This is a genomic window from Bradyrhizobium sp. UFLA01-814, from assembly GCF_046718885.1.
Taxonomy (GTDB): Bacteria; Pseudomonadota; Alphaproteobacteria; order Rhizobiales; family Xanthobacteraceae; genus Bradyrhizobium; species Bradyrhizobium elkanii.
On the sequence record NZ_JAQOSR010000087.1, the window covers coordinates 1 to 19,795 of the forward strand.

20 protein-coding genes and 2 pseudogenes are annotated in these 19,795 nt (G+C 60.2%); 10 read left to right on the plus strand and 12 right to left on the minus strand.

The window, feature by feature from the left end:
- Window positions 1-281: 281 nt before the first annotated feature.
- Window positions 282-1,298, plus strand: a complete 1,017-nt coding sequence (locus PMN64_RS24595) for a hypothetical protein (protein ID WP_411782484.1) — start codon at window positions 282-284, stop codon at window positions 1,296-1,298.
- Window positions 1,299-1,570: 272 nt separating this feature from the next.
- On the opposite strand, the pseudogene PMN64_RS24600 reads toward PMN64_RS24595, so the two are convergent.
- Window positions 1,571-2,205 (minus strand): annotated as a pseudogene (locus PMN64_RS24600) (Ku protein); the annotation flags it as partial.
- Between the two features lie 518 nt (window positions 2,206-2,723).
- Between PMN64_RS24600 and PMN64_RS24605 the strand changes: the two are divergent.
- On the plus strand, window positions 2,724-3,524 hold the full coding sequence (locus tag PMN64_RS24605) for a hypothetical protein (protein ID WP_411782485.1): 801 nt from the start codon (window positions 2,724-2,726) through the stop codon (window positions 3,522-3,524).
- Between the two features lie 72 nt (window positions 3,525-3,596).
- On the opposite strand, the gene PMN64_RS24610 is transcribed toward PMN64_RS24605, so the two are convergent.
- Window positions 3,597-4,493 carry a hypothetical protein gene (locus tag PMN64_RS24610; protein WP_411782486.1) on the minus strand — a complete coding sequence of 299 codons (897 nt, stop codon included), beginning with the start codon at window positions 4,491-4,493 and terminating at the stop codon, window positions 3,597-3,599.
- 108 nt (window positions 4,494-4,601) lie between these two features.
- Between PMN64_RS24610 and PMN64_RS24615 the strand changes: the two genes are divergently transcribed.
- The 3 genes from PMN64_RS24615 (at window position 4,602) to PMN64_RS24625 (ending at window position 9,609) form a co-directional block, all read left to right on the plus strand.
- Window positions 4,602-5,276 (plus strand): hypothetical protein, encoded by a 675-nt coding sequence (locus PMN64_RS24615; protein ID WP_411782487.1) that lies wholly within the window; start codon window positions 4,602-4,604, stop codon window positions 5,274-5,276.
- Between the two features lie 224 nt (window positions 5,277-5,500).
- Window positions 5,501-8,422 carry a DEAD/DEAH box helicase gene (locus PMN64_RS24620; RefSeq protein ID WP_411782488.1) on the plus strand — a complete coding sequence of 974 codons (2,922 nt, stop codon included), beginning with the start codon at window positions 5,501-5,503 and terminating at the stop codon, window positions 8,420-8,422.
- 191 nt (window positions 8,423-8,613) lie between these two features.
- Window positions 8,614-9,609: a hypothetical protein gene (locus PMN64_RS24625; protein ID WP_411782489.1), complete on the plus strand. Its 996-nt coding sequence runs from the start codon at window positions 8,614-8,616 to the stop codon at window positions 9,607-9,609.
- 248 nt (window positions 9,610-9,857) lie between these two features.
- On the opposite strand, the gene PMN64_RS24630 is transcribed toward PMN64_RS24625, so the two are convergent.
- From PMN64_RS24630 to PMN64_RS24645, 4 genes and pseudogenes are all read right to left on the minus strand, one after another.
- Window positions 9,858-10,091: a hypothetical protein gene (locus PMN64_RS24630; RefSeq protein ID WP_411782490.1), complete on the minus strand. Its 234-nt coding sequence runs from the start codon at window positions 10,089-10,091 to the stop codon at window positions 9,858-9,860.
- Window positions 10,078-10,263, minus strand: coding sequence for a hypothetical protein (locus tag PMN64_RS24635; RefSeq protein WP_411782491.1), 186 nt, complete (start codon window positions 10,261-10,263; stop codon window positions 10,078-10,080). Before PMN64_RS24635 ends, PMN64_RS24630 begins: the two co-directional genes overlap by 14 nt.
- Window positions 10,264-10,633: 370 nt before the next feature.
- Window positions 10,634-10,819, minus strand: a complete 186-nt coding sequence (locus PMN64_RS24640; RefSeq protein WP_411782492.1) for a hypothetical protein — start codon at window positions 10,817-10,819, stop codon at window positions 10,634-10,636.
- Window positions 10,752-11,183 (minus strand): annotated as a pseudogene (locus PMN64_RS24645) (hypothetical protein); the annotation flags it as partial. The pseudogene PMN64_RS24645 and the gene PMN64_RS24640, both read right to left, overlap by 68 nt.
- Before the next feature lie 586 nt (window positions 11,184-11,769).
- Between PMN64_RS24645 and PMN64_RS24650 the strand changes: the two are divergent.
- On the plus strand, window positions 11,770-12,036 hold the full coding sequence (locus PMN64_RS24650) for a hypothetical protein (protein WP_411782493.1): 267 nt from the start codon (window positions 11,770-11,772) through the stop codon (window positions 12,034-12,036).
- On the opposite strand, the gene PMN64_RS24655 is transcribed toward PMN64_RS24650, so the two are convergent.
- Together PMN64_RS24655 and PMN64_RS24660 are read right to left on the minus strand one after the other, a co-directional pair.
- Window positions 12,023-13,354, minus strand: a complete 1,332-nt coding sequence (locus PMN64_RS24655; protein WP_411782494.1) for a tyrosine-type recombinase/integrase — start codon at window positions 13,352-13,354, stop codon at window positions 12,023-12,025. The two genes, PMN64_RS24650 and PMN64_RS24655, sit on opposite strands and share 14 nt — an antisense overlap.
- Before the next feature lie 388 nt (window positions 13,355-13,742).
- On the minus strand, window positions 13,743-14,048 hold the full coding sequence (locus tag PMN64_RS24660; protein WP_411782495.1) for a hypothetical protein: 306 nt from the start codon (window positions 14,046-14,048) through the stop codon (window positions 13,743-13,745).
- A gap of 182 nt (window positions 14,049-14,230) precedes the next feature.
- Here PMN64_RS24660 and PMN64_RS24665 point away from each other — a divergent pair, with 182 nt between their 5' ends.
- Window positions 14,231-14,602 (plus strand): DUF4118 domain-containing protein, encoded by a 372-nt coding sequence (locus PMN64_RS24665; RefSeq protein ID WP_038386291.1) that lies wholly within the window; start codon window positions 14,231-14,233, stop codon window positions 14,600-14,602.
- Window positions 14,603-14,669: 67 nt separating this feature from the next.
- Here the strand turns inward: PMN64_RS24665 and PMN64_RS24670 are convergent, their stop codons facing one another.
- A complete protein-coding gene (locus PMN64_RS24670; RefSeq protein WP_411782496.1) occupies window positions 14,670-14,810 on the minus strand; it encodes a hypothetical protein in 141 nt (46 codons plus the stop codon).
- Between the two features lie 180 nt (window positions 14,811-14,990).
- Here PMN64_RS24670 and PMN64_RS24675 point away from each other — a divergent pair, with 180 nt between their 5' ends.
- The gene (locus tag PMN64_RS24675) at window positions 14,991-15,230 is read left to right on the plus strand and encodes a hypothetical protein (RefSeq protein ID WP_411782497.1); all 240 of its coding nucleotides are present in this window, start codon (window positions 14,991-14,993) and stop codon (window positions 15,228-15,230) included.
- 155 nt (window positions 15,231-15,385) lie between these two features.
- Here PMN64_RS24675 and PMN64_RS24680 read toward each other — a convergent pair whose 3' ends face one another.
- Genes PMN64_RS24680 through PMN64_RS24690 form a run of 3 tightly spaced genes read right to left on the minus strand, consistent with a single transcriptional unit; the run spans window position 15,386 to window position 17,796 of the window.
- On the minus strand, window positions 15,386-15,607 hold the full coding sequence (locus PMN64_RS24680; RefSeq protein WP_411782498.1) for a hypothetical protein: 222 nt from the start codon (window positions 15,605-15,607) through the stop codon (window positions 15,386-15,388).
- Window positions 15,608-15,660: 53 nt separating this feature from the next.
- Window positions 15,661-16,197 (minus strand): hypothetical protein, encoded by a 537-nt coding sequence (locus tag PMN64_RS24685; protein ID WP_304496735.1) that lies wholly within the window; start codon window positions 16,195-16,197, stop codon window positions 15,661-15,663.
- Window positions 16,198-16,248: 51 nt separating this feature from the next.
- Entirely contained in the window at window positions 16,249-17,796 is a 1,548-nt protein-coding gene (locus PMN64_RS24690) for an acetolactate synthase large subunit (RefSeq protein WP_411782499.1), read from the minus strand.
- 388 nt (window positions 17,797-18,184) lie between these two features.
- Between PMN64_RS24690 and PMN64_RS24695 the strand changes: the two genes are divergently transcribed.
- Together PMN64_RS24695 and PMN64_RS24700 are read left to right on the plus strand one after the other, a co-directional pair.
- Complete coding sequence (locus tag PMN64_RS24695) at window positions 18,185-18,760, plus strand: L,D-transpeptidase (protein WP_035633276.1); 576 nt, start codon at window positions 18,185-18,187, stop codon at window positions 18,758-18,760.
- 93 nt (window positions 18,761-18,853) lie between these two features.
- The gene (locus PMN64_RS24700; RefSeq protein ID WP_411782500.1) at window positions 18,854-19,654 is read left to right on the plus strand and encodes a DUF2927 domain-containing protein; all 801 of its coding nucleotides are present in this window, start codon (window positions 18,854-18,856) and stop codon (window positions 19,652-19,654) included.
- Window positions 19,655-19,795 lie beyond the last annotated feature (141 nt).

Genomic DNA, 19,795 nt, shown 5'->3' on the forward strand with positions numbered 1-19,795 from the left:
CCCTGGCGTTCGATCCCGCGCAGAACGCCTACGCGCCGGCGTCGACGGCGGTGGTGTCCGACGCCGCGCTCGCGGGCTTCGCAGCGCGCAAGGCGGCCTGACGACCGCCATCCAGGCTCCCGTCACTGCTACGCCCTGCCGAGTCGCAAGACCCGGCAGGGCTTTCGCGTCGGCGGCAAGACGCCGCAGCCACGCTGCGTCCGTATTTCATTCTGAAAGTGGAGGCGGCCGGGGGTGGCTACCATATCGTCGACTCCCCCCTCACGGAGGCGATTAGACCAATGACGAAAGCCAAAACCCCTGACGCCGGCCCCACCAAAATCCCGGCTTGGGCGGACAACCTCATCCTTCTGAACATCCTCAAGCACGGTTTCAACTACAATACCGGCGTTGCGATTGCGGATTTCCTGAGCGTCAACGAGGTTGCCGTCACCCGCTCGCGTCAGGGCACTGGCGATGTCGCCGGCCTGGCCCCTGCCGTTCTGGAACTTCTGTATCCCGGTGTCTTGGGCGTCGCGTTCGAGGCGCAATTGACGGAATACGGCCTTCGCACGGCTCACGCTGAGATGGAGTTCGCTCGGCGGACGAAGGGGGTAATTCCCGAGCGGCTGAGCGAGGCTTTTGAGAGGATGAAGGCGAAGGCCGACAGCAAGCTTTCGCGGCTGCGGGATCGGCTCCGTGAGGCGCGTTCCCCGAAGACGCCGCAAAAGCGTCAGGAACGTGCCATCGACAGGGCCGCGCTCGCCTCGCTCGAAGGACAGCTGGAGCTGTACCGCAAGAATTACGCACTCGCCGCACCGGCTTTCAACAAGGCTTTCTCGTTTCTCGATTTGCCGAACGACCTTGGATCCAAGGTCCTTTTTGTTCGTTCGATGATCAATTGGTACTTCGCGAATGACCAGATCAAGGTGGACGTAACGCCCAGCCTGGCGCAGGACGATTTCGTCAAGCTTGTCATCTACGTGTCCTTTGTCACCGGCGATTCGCGGCTCTTGATCAACGTGGCAGAGGCCGTCGCCGTAAACGAGCGGAACGATCTTGCGGCCGATCTGCTGTGCGATGCGGCCGAGCGCCTTGAAATCGAGGCCGCCGACCTTCCGCAGCATCACCCTGTCGGCCACGACGCTCCGCTGAACCGGATTCCTGTCCTTGCGGCTGCGCTCGACCTGGCAAAGCAGGTCGAAAAACGGCGACGCGAGGAGCGGGAAAGGCGGAACGCCGCGAAGCGCGATCTGAACGGCGTGCCGTTCGGGTCCTTGCCCGACGATGCAAGTCTCAACCTGTCCAGCTACCGATAAGAAGGAAAGGATCTATCATGTCCCGTATGCTTTTGCTTGCCGCAGGTCTTCTCGTTGCGATCGTGTCGCTGCCTCAGGTACCGAACAAGGTCTCTCACGACAGCAAGGTTGCTTTATCTCCTGGCCATGTGACGACGGCTTGACGCGAATCGAGGCGTGCGCGGCCCGCGGAGACGGGGTGATTCCTGTCTATCGTGTGGATGAGAGCGCATCTTAAGGGCGGCGAGGAACGGCCGAGGCGCCAATGACTGGCCTCGGCAATTCGCGGGCCGCTAGGCGGACCGACGCTGCGCCCCGATCGCTCGCTTCTTGCTCTTGGCGCCCTCGCCTGCTTCTTGCCGGCGATTGGCATTAGCATTTCCTTCTGACCGGCGCTCGCCTTGCGCGACTTCTTGGCGGGCTTTGGCGCCTGCCTTTCTGCCGCACCGTCGCCTACGCTCCGACGCAGCGCCTCCACCAGGTCGACGACGTTCTCGCCACGCGGCCGCTCCTTTGTCACGATCGGCTTGCCGGCCCGCTTCTCGTTGATCAGATCGACCAGCGCCGTTTCGTAGTAATCCTCGAACTTTTCGGACTCGAACGATCCCGCCTTCTGATTGACGATATGCTTGGCGAGATCCAGCAGGTCCTTGGTGATCCCGACGTCCTGGATTTCGTCGAAATACTCCCGCTCGCTGCGTACCTCGTAGGGGTAGCGCAGCAGCGTGCCGACGAGCCCCTTGTCCAGCGGTTCGAGCGCAATGATGTGTTCGCGGTTGGTCAAGACCACGCGCCCGATCGCGACCTTGTCCGTCTCGCGTATGGTCTCGCGGATCACCGCAAAGGCGTCGTGGCCAACCTTGCCGTCGGGCCTCAAGTAATATGGACGGATGAGGTAGCGCGGATCGATGTCGATCTTGTCGACGAATATCTCCGATATCAGCAGGAAGTCAGAAAATGAAGTTAAGTCAGTCAGTTAGATCAAAACCAAACAAAACCTTCCGGGTGGTTTTCCCGCGGAGGTCGTCATGAAGCCCGCTGTACCGCCTCAAATCGTAAGTCCCGATGTCGATTAGGGCAATCCCGGAGACGGGGAAGTGCACATTGGGATGTCCATTTCCGCCGGTCCTGATAAGCGTGACGGCCGACCACGCAAACTGTGGTCAAAAAGTCCGATGGGCAAAAGGCGAACGGTCGGAAGATGTACGGTCCCTATGTGGCCGACCCGAAGAAGGCTAACCGGCTCCACGCAGCTCGGCGCGCGGCTGGCTTTGCTTCCGCCAAGGCCGCTGCGCTGGCTCACGGCTGGAGCGAGCCGACCTACCGGGCGCACGAGACCGGCAATCGGTTCATCGATAGCAGTTGGGAGGAAGTTTACGCGTCGGCCTTCCGCATCAGCCTTGCCTGGCTGCAAAGCGAGAGCGGCGATGGCCGGCTACCGATCCCGTGCGCGAAGCGCGGTTCAAGGCCCGGGTCGAGCGCGAGGGCAGCCAAGCCAGACAGAACATCAAAGAAGCCGGACGACGGTTGAGGGTCGCGCGCCGCGTAGCCGGATATGCATCCGCCAAGACGGCGGCCGAGGTCCTCAAGCTCAAAAGGAGTACGCTTTCGGCACAGGAGGTTGCGCAGAACACTTTGTCAACTGAGGCCGCTCGTCTTTACGCGATCGCTTTCGGTTGCAGCGCTGACTGGCTACTTACTGGCACCGGTCCGTCCGGCCTGCCGGCTGAGGCCGACGCCAAGCTGGAGGCTTTGCTCGGTTTGCATTCGCGCCTCGAAAGTCACGTCGAGCACATCTTTGCCGGCTTCCGGCAGATTCCCCCAGGCGCACCGTCGGCAGAACTCGCCATCCCCGAATATCCGAGGACCCGACCCAAACGTGAAGTCTCGTTTGAAACGGTGCCGGAAATCTCCGCGGTTGAACTGTTCAAGGCGAAGGCAAGGGGTAGAAGCCCGACCGCCCTGGCGGGACGCGAGTTCGGCTTCCCGGTTGGTTTGTTGTCCGCAAGCTTCGGATGCGCGCCAGCGACCAGCGCGATGGTCATCTTGCATCCGGACGAAAACGGTACCGGTCACCTGCTGATTGATCAGCAGTTCACAGAGAACAGGGCTGACAGGTTCGTGCTGGTGCGGAACGACGGACGGATCCGGGTGCTACGCGGTGACGACGACCAAATGCCAAAACCCGACGATCGGTCCGAATGGGTCGTGGTCGGCAAGGTATGCGCCGTATTGGACAAGGGTTAACAGCCGAGCTTGCGGCACAGGCCGCGTGCGGTCCTTCTCTATCAAACCACAGGCGGCCATTCGACAAACCGATCAGCCTTCCACTCTATCGGGAGACGGTTTCTTTTTCGAAGAACGCCCGCTTCGCGAAACCACTCGCTTTTTGGCGATGCGCGGCTCAGCTGTGCCATTCACGACAATCGGCACCCAAGTTGCGGCTCCGATACGCCTAAGATCGCTCTTTAGATGGCTCTCCAACATGAATGGCGCGGCTTGATAGATTACCGAGTAGAAGCGCACCCAATCCTTCGAACCCCGGTAACCTGCAGTGTCTTCGATGATGCCACTGGCGGCAATTGCCACCTCTTGTTTCGCGCGGACAAATTTGAACTCGATCGCCGCTCCGACTCCTTCGATCCCGCAGTCGGGCTTAAAGTTCTTCAGCGCCCCGCCGATCTGTGGGTTGGACCTAAAATCTGCAAATGCCGCGCTGAGATAGTCATGCATGACCTTTTGGACGTCGCTTTCGTTTTTTGGAACCACGCCCCGTCGATGTATGAGCGCCGCAGTGTCCCGCAGCATCGCTTCCAACCTGGTCAGAGTCCAAGCGTCACTACTTGAAATCTGCTCACTCACGCTTGTCCGCAGCCCCAGGAGAAGGTGGCCTACGAACGTAAGTGCCGGGCTTTCACATGTTTGGAAATGATAGTTGTCATCGGTATGCTCGAGCCCCTGCTTTTTGAAGGCTGACCACGCCTTGACTAAAGATGTGCGCGTCTCGGACATTTCTGCAGCCTCCAAGACTACCACCAACACATCATGGAGTTCTTGAAGGAACGCCCTCAAGGCGAGGTTAGGATATTCGTACATCCCATCTGAACGCGCCGGCGTCCCGAACATCTCGCGCTCAATATCCCACAAGGCGTCCCTCGCCTTGAAGATCAACTGGTCGAGCGTCCCGATTGCGTTACTTATGACTTCATTCCTCACGTGTGGCTCCGCATATGTCAGCTAGATCGGATAGATTAATATTCTGAAACCTCGACTAAAACCTATGGTAGCGTGGCGGGATTCTGCGGTGGCCTACGGCGCAAAGATATGTTTCATACCTCGGATCGATGGCATAGACGCGCCAGAATTGGATGGTTCTGTTCTGCATTTTTTGGCTGGACAGCGGCTCTATACCAACCAGCGCTAGCTCAGGACACGCTGGACATCGCCTGTATTGTCGCTGCTGACGCAGACGTTGCAGGGCTGTCGAACATGCAAAGCTTTCCGGGAGGAGAAGCACTAATCCGCACTCCCGAACGGTTGCTGGTCGCACGCGAGGTTGACGGCAAAGTCGGCATATCGCCGATGAACGACCCCGTCACCGGCCACACCTACTTTATGAGCGAATTTTCTGGCGGGCGCGCACTAATCGTGGCCGACAAAGGCTTGTTCTTAGCACGCGAAATAGGTGGAAAACTCAGCGTCCCGGGATTCAGTGATGTAGAGATCAAGGCGGTAGACACGCGCACTGTCCCAGGTGGGGTGCTGATCTTTTCCCAATCAGGCTTATTCCTCGCGCGGGAAGTAGGCGGCAAACCCGACTTGGTTCCGGTCGGCGAAAACACCGCGCCGCTGATGTCAACGGCTAGCCTCCCCAGTGGGAGCATCCTAGTCGGATACCCATCGCTACCAAGCTTGGCTGAAAACAGGCGGCAAAGATCGGGAAAGAAAACAGCTCGATTAGCCAAGCGAAGGGCCCCACATTCGCGCGGACCCATTTAGACCTTGCAATGTCTTCGAGACCAGCGCTGCTGGTGGAGTGCGGCAAAAGAGACATGGCCGGGGAATTTGAATAGGCAAACGTTGAAGGCGAAGAAAGCAGAGTGCAGAGTAATGCGCCGCAACATCTGTTGCTGTGGGCAGGGCTGTGGATGCAGTGATAGATAGGTGCGACTCCAACATGCACACGTTATGGTAGTGTCCTCATCTTAGCTGAGGAAAGACTTTTGGGGTATTTCGCGGATCAATATGAATGTTTTCGCTTCCCGCTGAAGGACGGAGAGGCTCCTGGCCTCCGGATGGCGCAGCTAGGGGCCATCCACGCGATCGCCGCCCACTTTTCGCTGCGACGAGATCCTGCGGTCGTGACCATGCCCACCGGATCGGGAAAGACAGCGGTTCTGATCGCAGCGGCGTTCGTGCTGCAGGCGAAGCGGGTTCTTATCGTGGCGCCAGGCCGGCTAGTCAGAGAGCAGATTGCGGACGAAGTTGAAAAGTTAGCAACGTTAAGATCCGCTGGGGCCCTCTCGGAGGAAGTGCCCGCGCCGCGTGTTCTAGCCGTGAAGAAGCGCATTACGACTCCCGAGGGGTGGGACCGATTGGCCGAATATGATGTGGTCGTTGGGACTGTTCAGAGCATCAGCCCCGCATACGAAGACGTTCCCGAACCCCCGCTAGATATGTTTGATCTGGTGCTGGTCGACGAAGCACATCACAGCCCGGCCGCTACTTGGAAAAGACTACTGGACCATTTCGAGCAAGCCAAGCGCATCCTGTTCACCGCAACGCCGTTTCGCCAGGATCAGCGGGAAATCAAAGGCCGCTTCATATTCACATATGACCTCCGCAAAGCTTTCGAGGATCAAGTCTTTGGCTTGATCCGCTATCAACCGGTTACGCCCTCAACCGGACAAGCTGCCGACGAAGGAATCGCTATTGCCGCCGAATTGCAGTTTCATCGGGATAGAGACGCCGGATTTCAGCATCGCGTCATGGTACGCACAGACAGTCGTCGGCGAGCAACCGACCTGCTCACGATATATGAACGGCACACCAAGCTTCGGCTTAAGATTGTAACGGGCGACAAGTCACTGCGCTACGTCCGGGCAGTCATTCAGGCGCTCTCCGATGGGGAGCTCGACGGAATCGTCTGCGTCAACATGCTTGGCGAGGGCTTCAATTTTCCGAGCCTGAAGATCGCCGCGATTCACTCGCCGCATCGCTCGCTGAACGTGACCTTACAGTTTATCGGTCGATTTGCGCGCACCGTCGGCGACAACATCGGTGGTGCGACCTTCCTCGCTGTACCGTCTGAAATTGAGATTGAAGCCGAACGTCTCTACGACGCACGGGCGGTTTGGCAGGAAATGGTCCAGAACCTTTCCGCTGCCCGAGTTCATCAGGAAGCCGAGACTCGCGAAATTCTACAATCTTTCGAAACGGCTGAAGCCATCGCGCCTGATCTAACGGATCTTTCGCTGTACGTCCTTGAACCATATTTCCACGTCAAAATCTTCCAGCTCGCGCACGGCATCGATATCAATTCTTCCATTGAGTTTCCCCAAGATTTGCAAGTCGTTTGTCAAGCGACTAGCGAAGAACATGGAGCGGCGATTTATATAACGCGCGAAACTAGTCCGCCGCGATGGTCTACCGATGACCGCTTGTCTTCAATATCGTACGACTTGTTCGTTTTGTTTCAGGATACGGCATCCAATCTTCTGTTCATTTGCGCCTCTCAGCGCACAGAAGGCTTGTATCAGTTCCTTATCGAGTCATTCCGCGAGGCAAACCCAAGCGTGCTTCCGCTCGTCCGTGTCAATCGAGCCCTCAATGGGCTTGAGGCTCCCGAATTCTTCAATGTCGGAATGCGCAACCGCGTGGTGTCGAACACGACGGAATCATATCGCATCGTGACTGGATCTAACGCCGACAAAGTGATCGGCAGAAGTGACGCGCGGCTCTACCATCGCGGTCACGCATTTGGACGCGGATCTGACGAGGGAGAGAGTGTCACAATTGGCCTTAGTAGTGCATCGAAAATCTGGAGTAATAGGGCTGGAAAGCTGCCTGACCTGATCCAATGGTGTGAGAAGTTGGCGCGTCGCATCAGTAGCAACGACACTCCCATAACGGGCTCTGGTCTCGATTTTTTGGATGCTGGCGAGGAAATCGATTCCTTGCCGCCCGGAATCATGGCCGTGGGTTGGCCTGACACCGTCTATCGTCATCCCGCAGTCTTGCGTTATCAGCTTGGAGATGAGGAACGTGTCGCGCAATTGCTTGATCTCGACCTTGCGATCGACGATGAGGCGTCGAGCGAACAGGCAGTCGTCATTATTCTCACCGGAGATGATGACTTCGAATTCAAGGCGACGTTTTCTTTTGAGACAGATCGCTATTTCGAACCACTGGAGCGAGGGCAAGTTGAAGCAGTCATCCTGCGTGAGCACGAAGAGACGCCGCTTATCGATTTTCTCAATGGAGAAATGCCCGTTTTCTATACGGCGGATCTCTCGTTAGTTGACGGACCGAGCTTGTGGCGCGCCGCTGCGGATCTGCCGCCGTTCGACCCGGAAATGATTGAGGTCTTCGATTGGGCTCGACGCAATGTGGATATCGGTCGAGAGTTCGGTAACGGCCGGCAAGGAATGATTTCCGTTCACGCATGTCTGGAGGCTGAACTCGCGAACTCAGGGAACGCCGTTGTCTATTACGATCATGGGTCGGGAGAAATAGCCGATTTCATCGCGGTCGAAGAAGTCGAGAACCGCTTGCTCATCCGCTTTTATCATTGCAAGGGTGCGGGTGGAGCCGCGGCGGGGCACCGCGTCGGAGACGTCTACGAACTAGCCGGCCAAGCCGTAAAGTCGGTTATTTGGGCGCTTAAGCAGCGCGTTCTTGCAAACATAAGGCGGCGATTCAGCAATAGGAAGGGAAGTGCGCGGTTTGTTTGCGGCGATCTGGAACATCTTGAAAACCTTCTCTCAAACGCAGCTGCCGCTCAAATTGAGTTCGAATTCGTCGCGGTTCAGCCGGGGTTGCAGAAAGGCGGATTGCCGGCTGATTTGGGAAATGTGCTTGCGGCTGCGAGTGATCATTTGGTTCGCGGCGGGTTTCGTCCCCTCAAAGTAATGGCATCGGCGTAACAGTCACACGAATCGAATTTTTGACGATCATTTCCAAAAGGGCTTGGACTAGCGCTCTGTCCGAGCAATCCACATCGCAAGAACCGAACATGACACCATCCTCTGCTATTACGCCAGCCCAAGCACTTCTGAACCTCGTACTCCCGAATCCGACAAGAGAGCCGCCGATTGATGCTGTCGCGGACAAAGCGATGGCCGACTTCCTGTCGGATATCAGGGCGCTCGACGCCAAACATAATCGCGGCCAAACTCTGAACCAGGATCAGCTTGCCGTGCAGATTTTCCGGCAAAGCCCGACCTTCAAGGATGAAAGGGCAGTTATTCCCTATCTCCGATACCAATTGCGAGTGGCATTAGAGGAATTGACTATCCTCGATCGCGAAATGAGAGATCTGAACAATGGCTCTATTTCCTATGCCGTACTCTCGAGGTTCGGTCGCATTCTAATCGACTATCTGTTCGACCTTCGCGAAATACTTATCGTCCTCAAGCGAAAGGAGCCGGGCTGGAAATTCTTTAATGGTGAAAAGAACTCAGGTGCCACGAGCTGGGAGATTTTTGGGCTCGCGCGCGGCTTGGCTTTCCAGTCGACATACGTGGAGTCGGGGCCACCGTTCGATCACAAAATCGCACAGATCGCCTCGATTTTTGTTCTGCGGCAGGCGATGGAACTCCGCTTCGAGCGCTTGATCGCAGTCTATCCAACTGACCGCAATGGAAAGCCGCCAAAGCTTAGGCACGGCTTCCATCAAGAATTCATCGCTGCGAACCCAAGTTTCTTTTTAGCGGATGGCTTCCGCGTGAAGGAGTTACGTCATTTGTACGATTGGTCCAGCGAAATCGTCCATCAAGCCTACCAACCCTACGCTTGGCAAATTTCTATGGCATTGCGGCGCGGAGGCGATCTCCTGCGTTCGCGATCCGCACCGGGTAACCGAGCTTGGTCGATATTCAATTCTATTGCGATTTCCGACGTCGAAGCGATGCAGACCGCCTACGAGAGACATTTTCTCGCTACATACGGACACGGGACGTGGTTGTTTACGCGCGCCAAGCCCGAAGCACTTGTCCCGAATTGGACGCCTAATATGGCATTCACCAGCACGGACTTCCGGCCGGCGCTCAATCGCCCCGGTTTGTGCAGTCGCATTAGATCGCGATTTCGACGACTGTGGGACGGCTGGTAGCAACCTGCCGACTGACGCACAACGAACTTGAGAAGCTGGCGCAGGCGGCGCCGATGCGTTGCTGCGACAGCAGATGAAAGAAAAGAGCGCCAAAGTACGGAAAGCCTATGCAGCCACCACACCAGAAGGGCCACGAAGGCAAGACGTACTAGATGGAAATGATACGAATGTGGTTGCTAACGCACTCCGGCACTTCGGAGGCTACATCGTGATCGCCACCGAGGCCAAAGTGGCTGCAAACAACAAAGCTAAAACGACATGGCGATCGCAGTCCGGCGAACCGTCGCCAGTGTCGTCACCTTTCGCTCTTCGGGAAACCGCTCGAGCGCTAGCAACGCCAGCTCGACGAGGCGCGGCAACGGCTCGGTCGATTTCTCCCAGGTGATGATGGTCTGTCGGGATTTGATGCCCAGCGCCATCCGCAGCGTGTCCTGGGTGAACCGGTTACGGCTACGCCATTCGGGGAGTTCAGTGCCGAGCATCCGTCGGCTCCACGGTGGTAACGCTCTCCTCAACGGCGACGTTGCCGCTCCACCAATTAAGCCTGACCTTGCGGGTGCGGATCACCAGCCGGTGCAGGCCGGAGGCCAAGGTCGCGCGGATGTCCAGTTTATGGACGTCATATTTTTGGACATTCCTGTTTAATTGGGTCATGAACACCTCTGAAACTGCAGGGAAAACGGATTTCGGGACCATCACCATACGGATAGATGGTTAAATTTGGCTTAATCGCCGAGAACTTATTTTCATTCGAACATCTGGCTTCGGCGTCTGCCTGAGAGGTGGACAGCAGCAAGCTCACGGGGGACCAAAAAGACGAGCGCAGCGAAGGTAATCTTCGTGCCGAGCCAATGGACTTCGTAGGACAATCCCCACGTCCCAAGGCTTCGCCAGTGCGGGTTACGAGCTCGGATTACTTCTGCGGAAGTGTGACCTATGGTGCGTGGCGCACAGCGTGCACACCGGCATAATCATTTTAAAAGCGGTGGCGCCAATCGAACGCTATAGCTTGGGACAATCAAACTCACGAACTGCGCGCGTACACCCTTTTTCGAATGCCGCCGCGCCGCGCCAAAAGCGGCGCACCGACTTCGTAGCGCGGTAGCTTTTGAAGTCCGCGACGCGCCGTCTCAGGCCAAAGGTCACCGTAAGCGCGCGCCTCGTTGGCCGGCGCATGGCCCTGGATGATGTTCTGGATGCGCTCGTCCATTGGCGACTGCAAGTGCGACCCGATCGAAACTGTCGCTGTCGAGAACAAGTCCTTCGCGGGTCAGAAAACTGCGCACCTGGGCGCGGTGCGTGGGCCAGGACCGCGGCGCGCGACTGACTTCCATCTCCCCCTGACGCCACAGCCGCTCCCAGCGGCGTGCGGGCCCGGGGTTCTCCTCATGGCGCGCCACCATCTTGCGATAGTACTCGCCAGCGAGCGCGACGGCCTCCTTCTGGGTCAGCGAACGCGGTCCCTCCTTGAGGCCACTCCAGCGCCGCCGCACTTCGGCGGCCCTGAGCGCATGCCGGATTTTGGCCTCGTCAGGATCGCGTGTCCTGAGCGAGCACTTCTCCTCGCGCTTGTTGACGACCGGCCGCTATTTGAGCGGCACGGCCATGCGAAACCAGAAAATGCCGGTGGCGGGATGCGGCCAAGGGCGCGCCATGATCAGGACCATGCGTTTGTACCAACCTTCTGTACCAACGGCCGGTAACGAAAGCCCTTATTTTCCCGAAGGATTCAATTAGTCAGGCACTTAGGGAGGTGCGTGGCGGAGAGGGAGGGATTCTCACCCAAGTCACGGTCGAGTTCGCGGCCCAGCGCCGACCACAACTACTTTGCCGAATTTTACAGATTGAGAGCGGGACACAGAATATGATTCCTGTGTTCAAGAGCTACGTAGTGGCGGATCGCATATTTGTGCATCGGATGCCGATCGCCCCAACGATTCAGAATTGCTCGTCAAGCTCTCGGCGCATAGGAGTGTGCTTCGTCCTATTAGTACGCCACAGCTACCCGGCAGCCTTACCTGCGTTCTAGCTCTCTTTCTTCGTTGAGAAGCCTGCGCGATCTTATTGTCTCAGACCGATCACGGTTCGGGGCGGAGGCATGAGTGGCAAGGACGAAAGGGCCGGATCGAGGTATTAGAGTCGTCGCTGGGTAATCTGAAAATGCCGCCGACCACGAAGCCCCGCCGCAAGAACCGTGGCATGCCGCCGCCCGCGACGTTCGATATCGATACGCTGCCAGGCGGCTCCAATTTGACGGCATTGGAAACGGCCGCGGTCATCCGGCGCACACCCGGGGCGCTGGAACAGTGGCGACGCGATCCGAACCACCCGCTGAAATGGCGCTACGTCGACGGCCGCCCGCTCTATCGGGTCGATGCCGTGCGGGACTATCTGGCCAAATGCGACAAGGCTACTAAGCCGTCTTAGCCGCATAATGCTCGCGGAGACGACCCAGCAGCTCAGCCTTGATCGGATCGAGCGGATTCGTTCTTTGCAGGCGCACGACTTTGCCGACCCGCATCGCGCCGACCAGCTCCGCGATGTAATCATGAGCCGCTTCGAATGCCATTTTTCGGATGATCCACTGTTCGTCGTGATTGTATACCTGATCGATTCCGCTTGGCTTTTGCCCGACACACAGCCGCTGGATCTCATTGTCGTAGCCGCAGCGCGACATGATGGTGCGCAAACTGCGCCTTAAGTCATGCATGGTGAATTTCGCGACCCCCGCCTCCTTGATCAACCGATTGACCATCTTGGTGAAGCCAGACATCTGGCCGCCGGTCTTCGGTGACGGGAAGACGTAATCGGACGTGGCACGCTGAAAATGTTTCGCGGCCGCGAGCACCTCGTCAATGAGGTGAGTGCGCGGTACATCGTGGTGCAAGCCCATCTTGGTCCAGGCCGCATCGAAGGTGATGCGATCGTCCATGACGTGCTTTTGCCATTCGATCATGGTTGGCTCACTCCGGCGCGGGCCACCGAGCAAGCACGTCCTTGTCAGGAGCCCAAAGGTGCCAAGCTTGCCGGATGCATGCCAAACCTTGATGATTTCTTCATCGGTGAGTGCACGGCCCTTCGTTCGGCGTCCCACCCTCTGTGCACGGGTTTCCTTTGGTTCGCGATAACCAGCGAGCACATTGTGGTCGACATAGCCCTCGCTGACGCACCATTCGAGGAACGTGTGGGTATGCTTGCGCAGGTCCTTGGCCGCGCCACGCTTACCGGTCTTGGTAACCTTGTCGACCGCTGCCATGATCTGCCGCCGCGTCAGGTCCCCCACGCCGCTCTCGGCGTGCTCCTTGAGCCCGCGCCGCAACGCCGACATTGCCGGCTTCCAGTTGACGACTTGACGTCCGGTCAAGGACGTCTGGTAGGGACCATCTTCGACGATGAGGTCGGCCAGCGTGGTGCGCTGCTTCTCGGCTGCTTGCTGCCGCCTCGCCTCGCGTCTCGCGTCGTTGGGATCCAGACCCTTGACTACCTCACCTGCGGCGACGGTGGCGGCCTTGCGCGCCGCCTTCTCATTATACTTGGGCCACGGACCGAGGGTCTTGCGCTGGGTTCCCCTCACCCCCGGCTTGGTGAAGAGGTAAACCCAGGTCCGGCCGCCGGTGGCGCGCATGCGCAGGGCGAGGCCAGGCAGCTTGTCGTCGTGGAGATAATACTGCGCCTTGCCGAGCGGCAGTGTAGCGTTACGGATCACCGCATCGGTGAGTGTCAGCTGGTTGGTCGGCGCTGTCATGATTCCTGCCCCGTGTGCCCCAGATGCGCCCCGCGAGAGGACAATCAGCCCCGCGCAGAACCAGCTCCCAGACCTTCCCGACATTTTGTGCCCCACGGGAAAATCTGCGGCGGGCACAACAGGGGCACACAAAATGCAGTATGGCCGCTTATGGCCTACTGAGACTAAAACGGCCATAACAGACTGTAATAAAACGAATTATTTCGACAGAACTGTGGCTGCGTGTGGCCAGCGTGGATCTACGGATTGTGGTTCACACGGGAGAGGTCCAAGGTTCGATCCCTTGTGCGTCCACCATTCCCTTTCGGGACCGCCTCATCAAAAATGTCGAAAACAACCCCATGCAAAGTAGCCGACGCGTTAGCGGCGGCGACCCGGCCTTTCCGGCTCACTGCCGGCGGCGCTGCGGTGCGGATGACGGGTTGGCGGTGCGGCGGCTGAGTTCGCCGAGCAAGTCGCGAACCGCGCCGTCGAGTTCATCGGGCGGCGGAGTGGCGTGATCGGCGGGCTGCGTGCTGGTCGGCCGATACCAGCCGCGGGCAGAGCTGTCGTCATTGGCGGCGCGAACCTGCGGCGCGCGAACGCGAACGCGCGGGGCGGACCGCCGCCGGCGGCGCGAGATCAGCTCGCGTACGCCGTATCCCGATACGAATCCGATCCCGGCGACGAGGACGACAATCAGAAATTCCAGCATTGCGGTGCCCCACAATCACCCTGCTGCGATGCAATAAGCGCGACAATGCGGCGGCGGCTTGACCGGGACGGTTCCTTTTCACGGTGTCGAGCAGAACGCCGCCGCTCCACGGAGTCCTACGGGGTTTTGTTTGCGGGCCTCCTCGGCTACCTTCCGGGAACTCGCGGGGGCCGGGAGTCTCGATGCGCAAGGGCAACGACTACATTTTGAAGCTGCGGCCTTGGTCCTTGTCGACATTCGTCGTCGCCCTGCTTGCGGTGGTGCTGGCCACCGCGACGCAGGAGATGTTCGCGAGCTTTGGCATGCAGTTCTATTTCGCGGGCTTCGTCCCTGCGATCCTGATCGCCGGCCTGATGGGCGGCGCACCCGCCGGCGCCTTTGCCACGATCATCACGGTTCCGATCGTCTGGTGGGCGTTCATGCCGCCCTATTTCGAATTTTCCTGGCCGACGCCCGACGACTACGACAGCCTGGCGATGTTCCTGCTGTCGAGCGCGCTCTTGGTCTGCTTCTCGCAGCTCTATCGGGAAGCGCTGGCAATTCTGCGGAAGTAGCGGACGGCGCAGGCCGCAACCGGCAGCCGGCGGTGCCGAGCCGGTTGCCCGCGCGGATCGTTCGCCCTCAGATCCCGAACATCCAGATCGCGACGATGGTGGCCAATGTCGCCACGCCGCTGATGGTCCAGCCCACCGCGTAGAAGCTGTCCTCGGGGGCGGTGTCGAGCACCGTATTGGTGGTTTCCGTCACTGACCGCCAGCGCATGGCGTCTCTCCTCGGAACTCCTGCCCGGCCAGATAACGCGGCGCCCGGTTCCCGGTTCCGCCGGCTTCGCGGCGGCCATGCCGTTCACGCACAGCTCACGGACTGCTGATCGGCGCCGCGGAACCCTGCGACATTCTGTCCCGTTGAGGATCGCCGGAAACCAACTTGGGAGAATATCCGATGCGAACACTGATCCTCGCCGCCACCGCCCTTGCCTTCGTCTCGTCCACCGCGCTCGCGCAGGACAAGGCGGGCGGCAGCCCGGCCCCCGCCGCGCAAAGCGGCGACACCGCGACCAAGGCCGAGGCGGCCAAGGCGCCGCAGAAGAAAGCGAAGAAGACCGCCAAGAAATCGAGCGCCAAGACCGGTGCCGCCACGACCGGCGCTGCCCCGACCGGCAGCGATGCCGCCAAGCAATAAACAGAAACAATCGCGCTCGGTGATCCACTTGGCGATCACGGACTTGGCGAGCACGGACTTGTCGAGCAGGGACTTCGCGAGCACGGAAAAGGCCGCCCGAAGGCGGCCTTTTTACTGTCTCGGTGCGGATGCTGCCTCGGCCAGTTACGTCGCAATCAAGTGCGCCGACCACCTCGGGCAGTGGAAGTTTGGATCAGTGGAAGTTGGTTCAGTGCAAGCTGGACCAGCGCCAGCGAATTCAAGTGCGGGAGGGGGAGCGAAAGAGTTGCGGAGCTGATAATCCGCACCGCCATCGGATCGTTCTGAAAATTGACCACCAGCTCCAGTAATTGCTCCACCTCCCGCACCTTCTGTTGTGCCGCGCGTGAAGGGGCCACGCATGATCCAAACGGGCTATCACTGCAACGCGGAGACAGATTCATCGATAGGCTTAATGCGGAGCGCCATGGTCGCGCCCGCTCGCGAGCCCGCTCTCGCGTAGCCGCTCGGCAAACCAGAGCGAAGTGGCGCTATCGATGGCACCGCCGGCATAGACCTCGGTAAAGCTCACCCCGCCTTGTCCGACGATCACCAGCACGCCCATCGCATAGGCGAACCAGACATTCGGATCGGTCAGCGCCTGCAGCTTGCGCTGATCGTGCTCGATCGGCTGGTGATTGCTGTCCTTGCGCAGTTCGATGGCCAGGAGATTGTTCGGGATGTCGCGCTGATGCACGACGATATCGGGATAGATCGACTTGCCGAGATGGTCGTCGGTCGAGCTCCCCGAGCCGCGCGGCAGCCGCAGCGTGCGCTCGCCGAGCCGGTCGTAGTTGCAATCGACCTGCCAGCCGGAAAATTGCCGCTCGACATAGACCGCCAGCCGGTGAGTGAGCGTTCGCTCGCCGAGATCGCGCTCCAGCAGGAACATCTCCTGCGCATAGAATTCCTCCACCGCGGCGATCACCTTGTTCAGCTCGGTCTGCATCGACGCCTCCGACTGGACTGGCCGCCGCCGCGGCTCCTTTGGGTTGCGCCCCTACATCTGCACTTCGATCAGCCGCGGTCCCGGCTCCGCAACGGCTTCCGCGAGCGCTTTGTTGAACTCGTCGGCCGTCGTCACCGCCCTGCCCGGCACCCCCATGCCCCTGGCGAGCGCGACGAAGTCGAGCGTCGGCCGGTCGATCTTCAGCATGTCCTGCGCCCGCTTGCCCGGCTCGCCGGCGCCGACGCCGTCGAACTCGCCGCGCAGGATCTGATAGATGCGGTTGGCGAACACGATGGTCACCACGTTGAGCCCTTCGCGCGCCTGGGTCCACAGCGACTGGATCGTGTACATCGCGCTGCCGTCGCCGACCATGCAGATCACCTTGCGGTCCGGACAGGCGACCGCGGCGCCGGTCGCCACCGGGGTCGAGAAGCCGATCGAGCCGCCCATGTTCTGCAGCCAGTCATGCGGCGCGGCCGCCGCGGTCGGCGGGAAGAAGCCGCGGCCGGTGGTGACGGACTCATCGACCATGATGGCGTTCTCGGGGATCGCGCACGCGATCGCCTGCGCGATCGTGGCGTGGTTGAGCGCGCCGGTCGGCTTGACCAGCTCCGGGTGCTGCTGCGGCTTGACGTCCTGCGCGTTCGCATGCAGCGCATTGGCCAGCGCCTCGAGCGCTGCGACCGAATTCTCGCCCCAGGCGGTCATGCGATGCACCTCGCAGCCTTCCGCCTTCAGCATGCTCGGCTTGTTCGGATAGGCGAAGAACGCCACGGGATCGTTGGCCTCGACCAGCACGATGTGACGGAAATTCTTCAGGATCGGCAGCGCCTGCTCGATCACATAGGGGATGCGGTTGATCGAGAAGCGGCCGCGGCCGCGCGCCATGCGCGGATGATAGGTCTGGCCCATCACCGTGCAGCCGGTCTTGCCGGCGATGCGCTCGGCCAGCGCCAGCCCGTGCTCGGTCAGCGCGCTGCCGGTGACGAGCAGCAGCGTGTGCGCGGCATCGCCGTGCAGGATCTTTGCCGCGGTGTCGACCGCCTGCGGCGAGTAGCTCGGGCGCTGCGTGTCCACGGGCACCTCGGCGATGCCGTCGGCTTCGTTCCAGGCGGTGTCGGCCGGCAGGATCAGGGTTGCGATCTGCGGCGGCGCGCTCCTCGCCGCGGCGATCGCGGCCGCGCCGTCGGCGGCAACCGACTTGACATCCGGCGAGGTGCGCACCCAGGACGACATCGGCCGCGCCAGGCCCTCGATGTCCGATGTCAGCGGCGCATTGTAGCCGATGTGGTAGGTGGCATGCTGGCCGACGATGTTGACGATGCCGGAATGCGCCTTCTTGGCGTTGTGCAGATTGGCAAGGCCGTTGGCGAGGCCGGGCCCGAGATGCAGCAGCGTCGAGGCCGGCGTTCCCTTCATACGGAAATAACCGTCGGCCGCACCGGTCACCACGCCTTCGAACAGACCGAGCACGCAGCGCATGCCCGCGACCTTGTCCAGCGCCGCGACGAAATGCATCTCCGAGGTGCCGGGATTGGTAAAGCAGACATCCACGCCGCCTGCGACCAATGTCCGCACCAGACTTTCCGCACCATTCATGCTCTCGCTCCCGTTTCGAGATGTTCTTGAGGTCGCTCAGAGCATGGTCCGATCCGATTGAATCGGATCATGCTCGTATCCTTTTGTTTGGTCGCGTTTTCTTCACGCGAACCGCTGCCCACTTCGCTTGAAAACGCTCCAGCTTTTGTTTGGTCGCGTTTTCTTGACGCGAACCGGTATCCACTTCGTTCGAAAACGCTCCAGATCAACCATTCTTCAGCCGCTTCGTCAAAGGCTTGGCCGGACAATGCAGGTATCGCTTCCGATCTGTTGCCTTTTTAAACCGTGTTGTTCGAAAATGCCTGAGGTCACGGCTTCGTCGCTTGCGAAACGCCGGCAATTGTGGCCTCTCTGACTGCATATTTGATTGTTCGCGAGGACGACGACCATGCGCCCGATTGCCTTGATGTTTGCCGCGCTCACGATCCTGGCAGGTGCCGGCCAGGCCCACGCCCAGTTCTTCGACTCCCGCGGCTATCAGTCCGAAGCCCCGAGCTTCTTCGGCGGCGGCGGCGCAAGCCCGATCCCGCGCACCACCGTCAACTACCCGACCAACTACGCCCCCGGCACCGTCGTGGTGAACACCGCCGAGCGCCGGCTCTATCTGGTGCTGGCGAACGGCCAGGCGCTGCGCTACGGCATCGGCGTCGGCCGCGACGGCTTCCGCTGGAGCGGCGTCCACCGCATCTCCGCAAAGAAGGAATGGCCGTCGTGGACGCCGCCGTCGCAGATGCTGCGCCGCCGCCCCGATCTGCCGCGCCACATGAACGGCGGCATCGAGAACCCGCTCGGCGCGCGCGCGATGTATCTCGGCTCGACGCTCTACCGCATCCACGGCTCGAACGAGCCGGAGACGATCGGCCAGGCCGTCTCGTCGGGCTGCTTCCGGATGACCAATGACGACGTCACCGACCTCTATGGTCGCGTCTCGGTCGGCACCACCGTGGTGGTGAAGAACAACTGATCGCGTCGATTTCAACGGAACCAGGCGCCGCCATTCGGGAAGATCGCTGATCGCGCCTTGCGCTGCCGCAAACCTTGCGGCAGCGTTGTCATAATGCCCCAGCACCGTCCTTCGATCCTCGTCCTTCTCGCCGCAGCGCTCGCCGCTTGCCTCGCTGATGCCGCGGTGCCCGCGGCCGCCACCGAGATACCGGCGATCGCCGCGCGCCAGCGCAACGAGAAGAAGGTCTTCACCGACGCCGAGATCCTCGAGGGCTTTCTGAAAACCGCGTTCGGCGCCGAATATCATCTCGCCGGGCGGGTCGACCGCATCCGCAAGTATGACAGTCCGGTGCGCGTGTTCGCCGACGGCAGCCGCGCCGACCGCAAGACCCAGCTCGCCAAGGTCGTCGCCGACATCCGCGCCAAGGTGCAGCATCTCGACATCGCGATGACCGATAACAGCGAAGCGGCCAATGTCGTGGTCAAGCTGGTGCGCGACCGCGAGCTGTACCGCACGATCGCGACCTTCTACGGCCAGGAGCGCGCCAGGGAGATCCGCTCCTCGCTCGACCCGCAATGCCTGTCCGGCTTCCGCAAGAACGAGAACTACGAGATCGAGCATTCCGACGTGATCCTCACCGTCGACAACGGCGATTTCGTCTTCCTCGACTGCGCCTACGAGGAGCTGTTGCAGTCGCTCGGCCCGATCAACGACACCGCCACCGTGCCGTGGACGATGTTCAACGACAACGTCTCGATGGGCTATTTCGACGTCTACGACCAATATCTGCTCAACCTGCTCTACGACCCCCGCATCAAGCCCGGCATGACCGTGCAGGAGGTCAAGGCCGTGCTGCCCGCCGTGCTCGCCGACGTCCGCGCCTGGGTGGCGAAGGTGAACCATCTGGAGTGAGGGGTGGGCGGGTTTTTCCGCAAGCGACGAGCACGGACGCTCACGACAAATACAGCTGTCGTCCCTGCGGAAGCAGGGACCCATACGCCGCAGCGAATGTTGTAGTCGGAACTCGTCGTTCCAGCGCCGCGCAGCAATCTA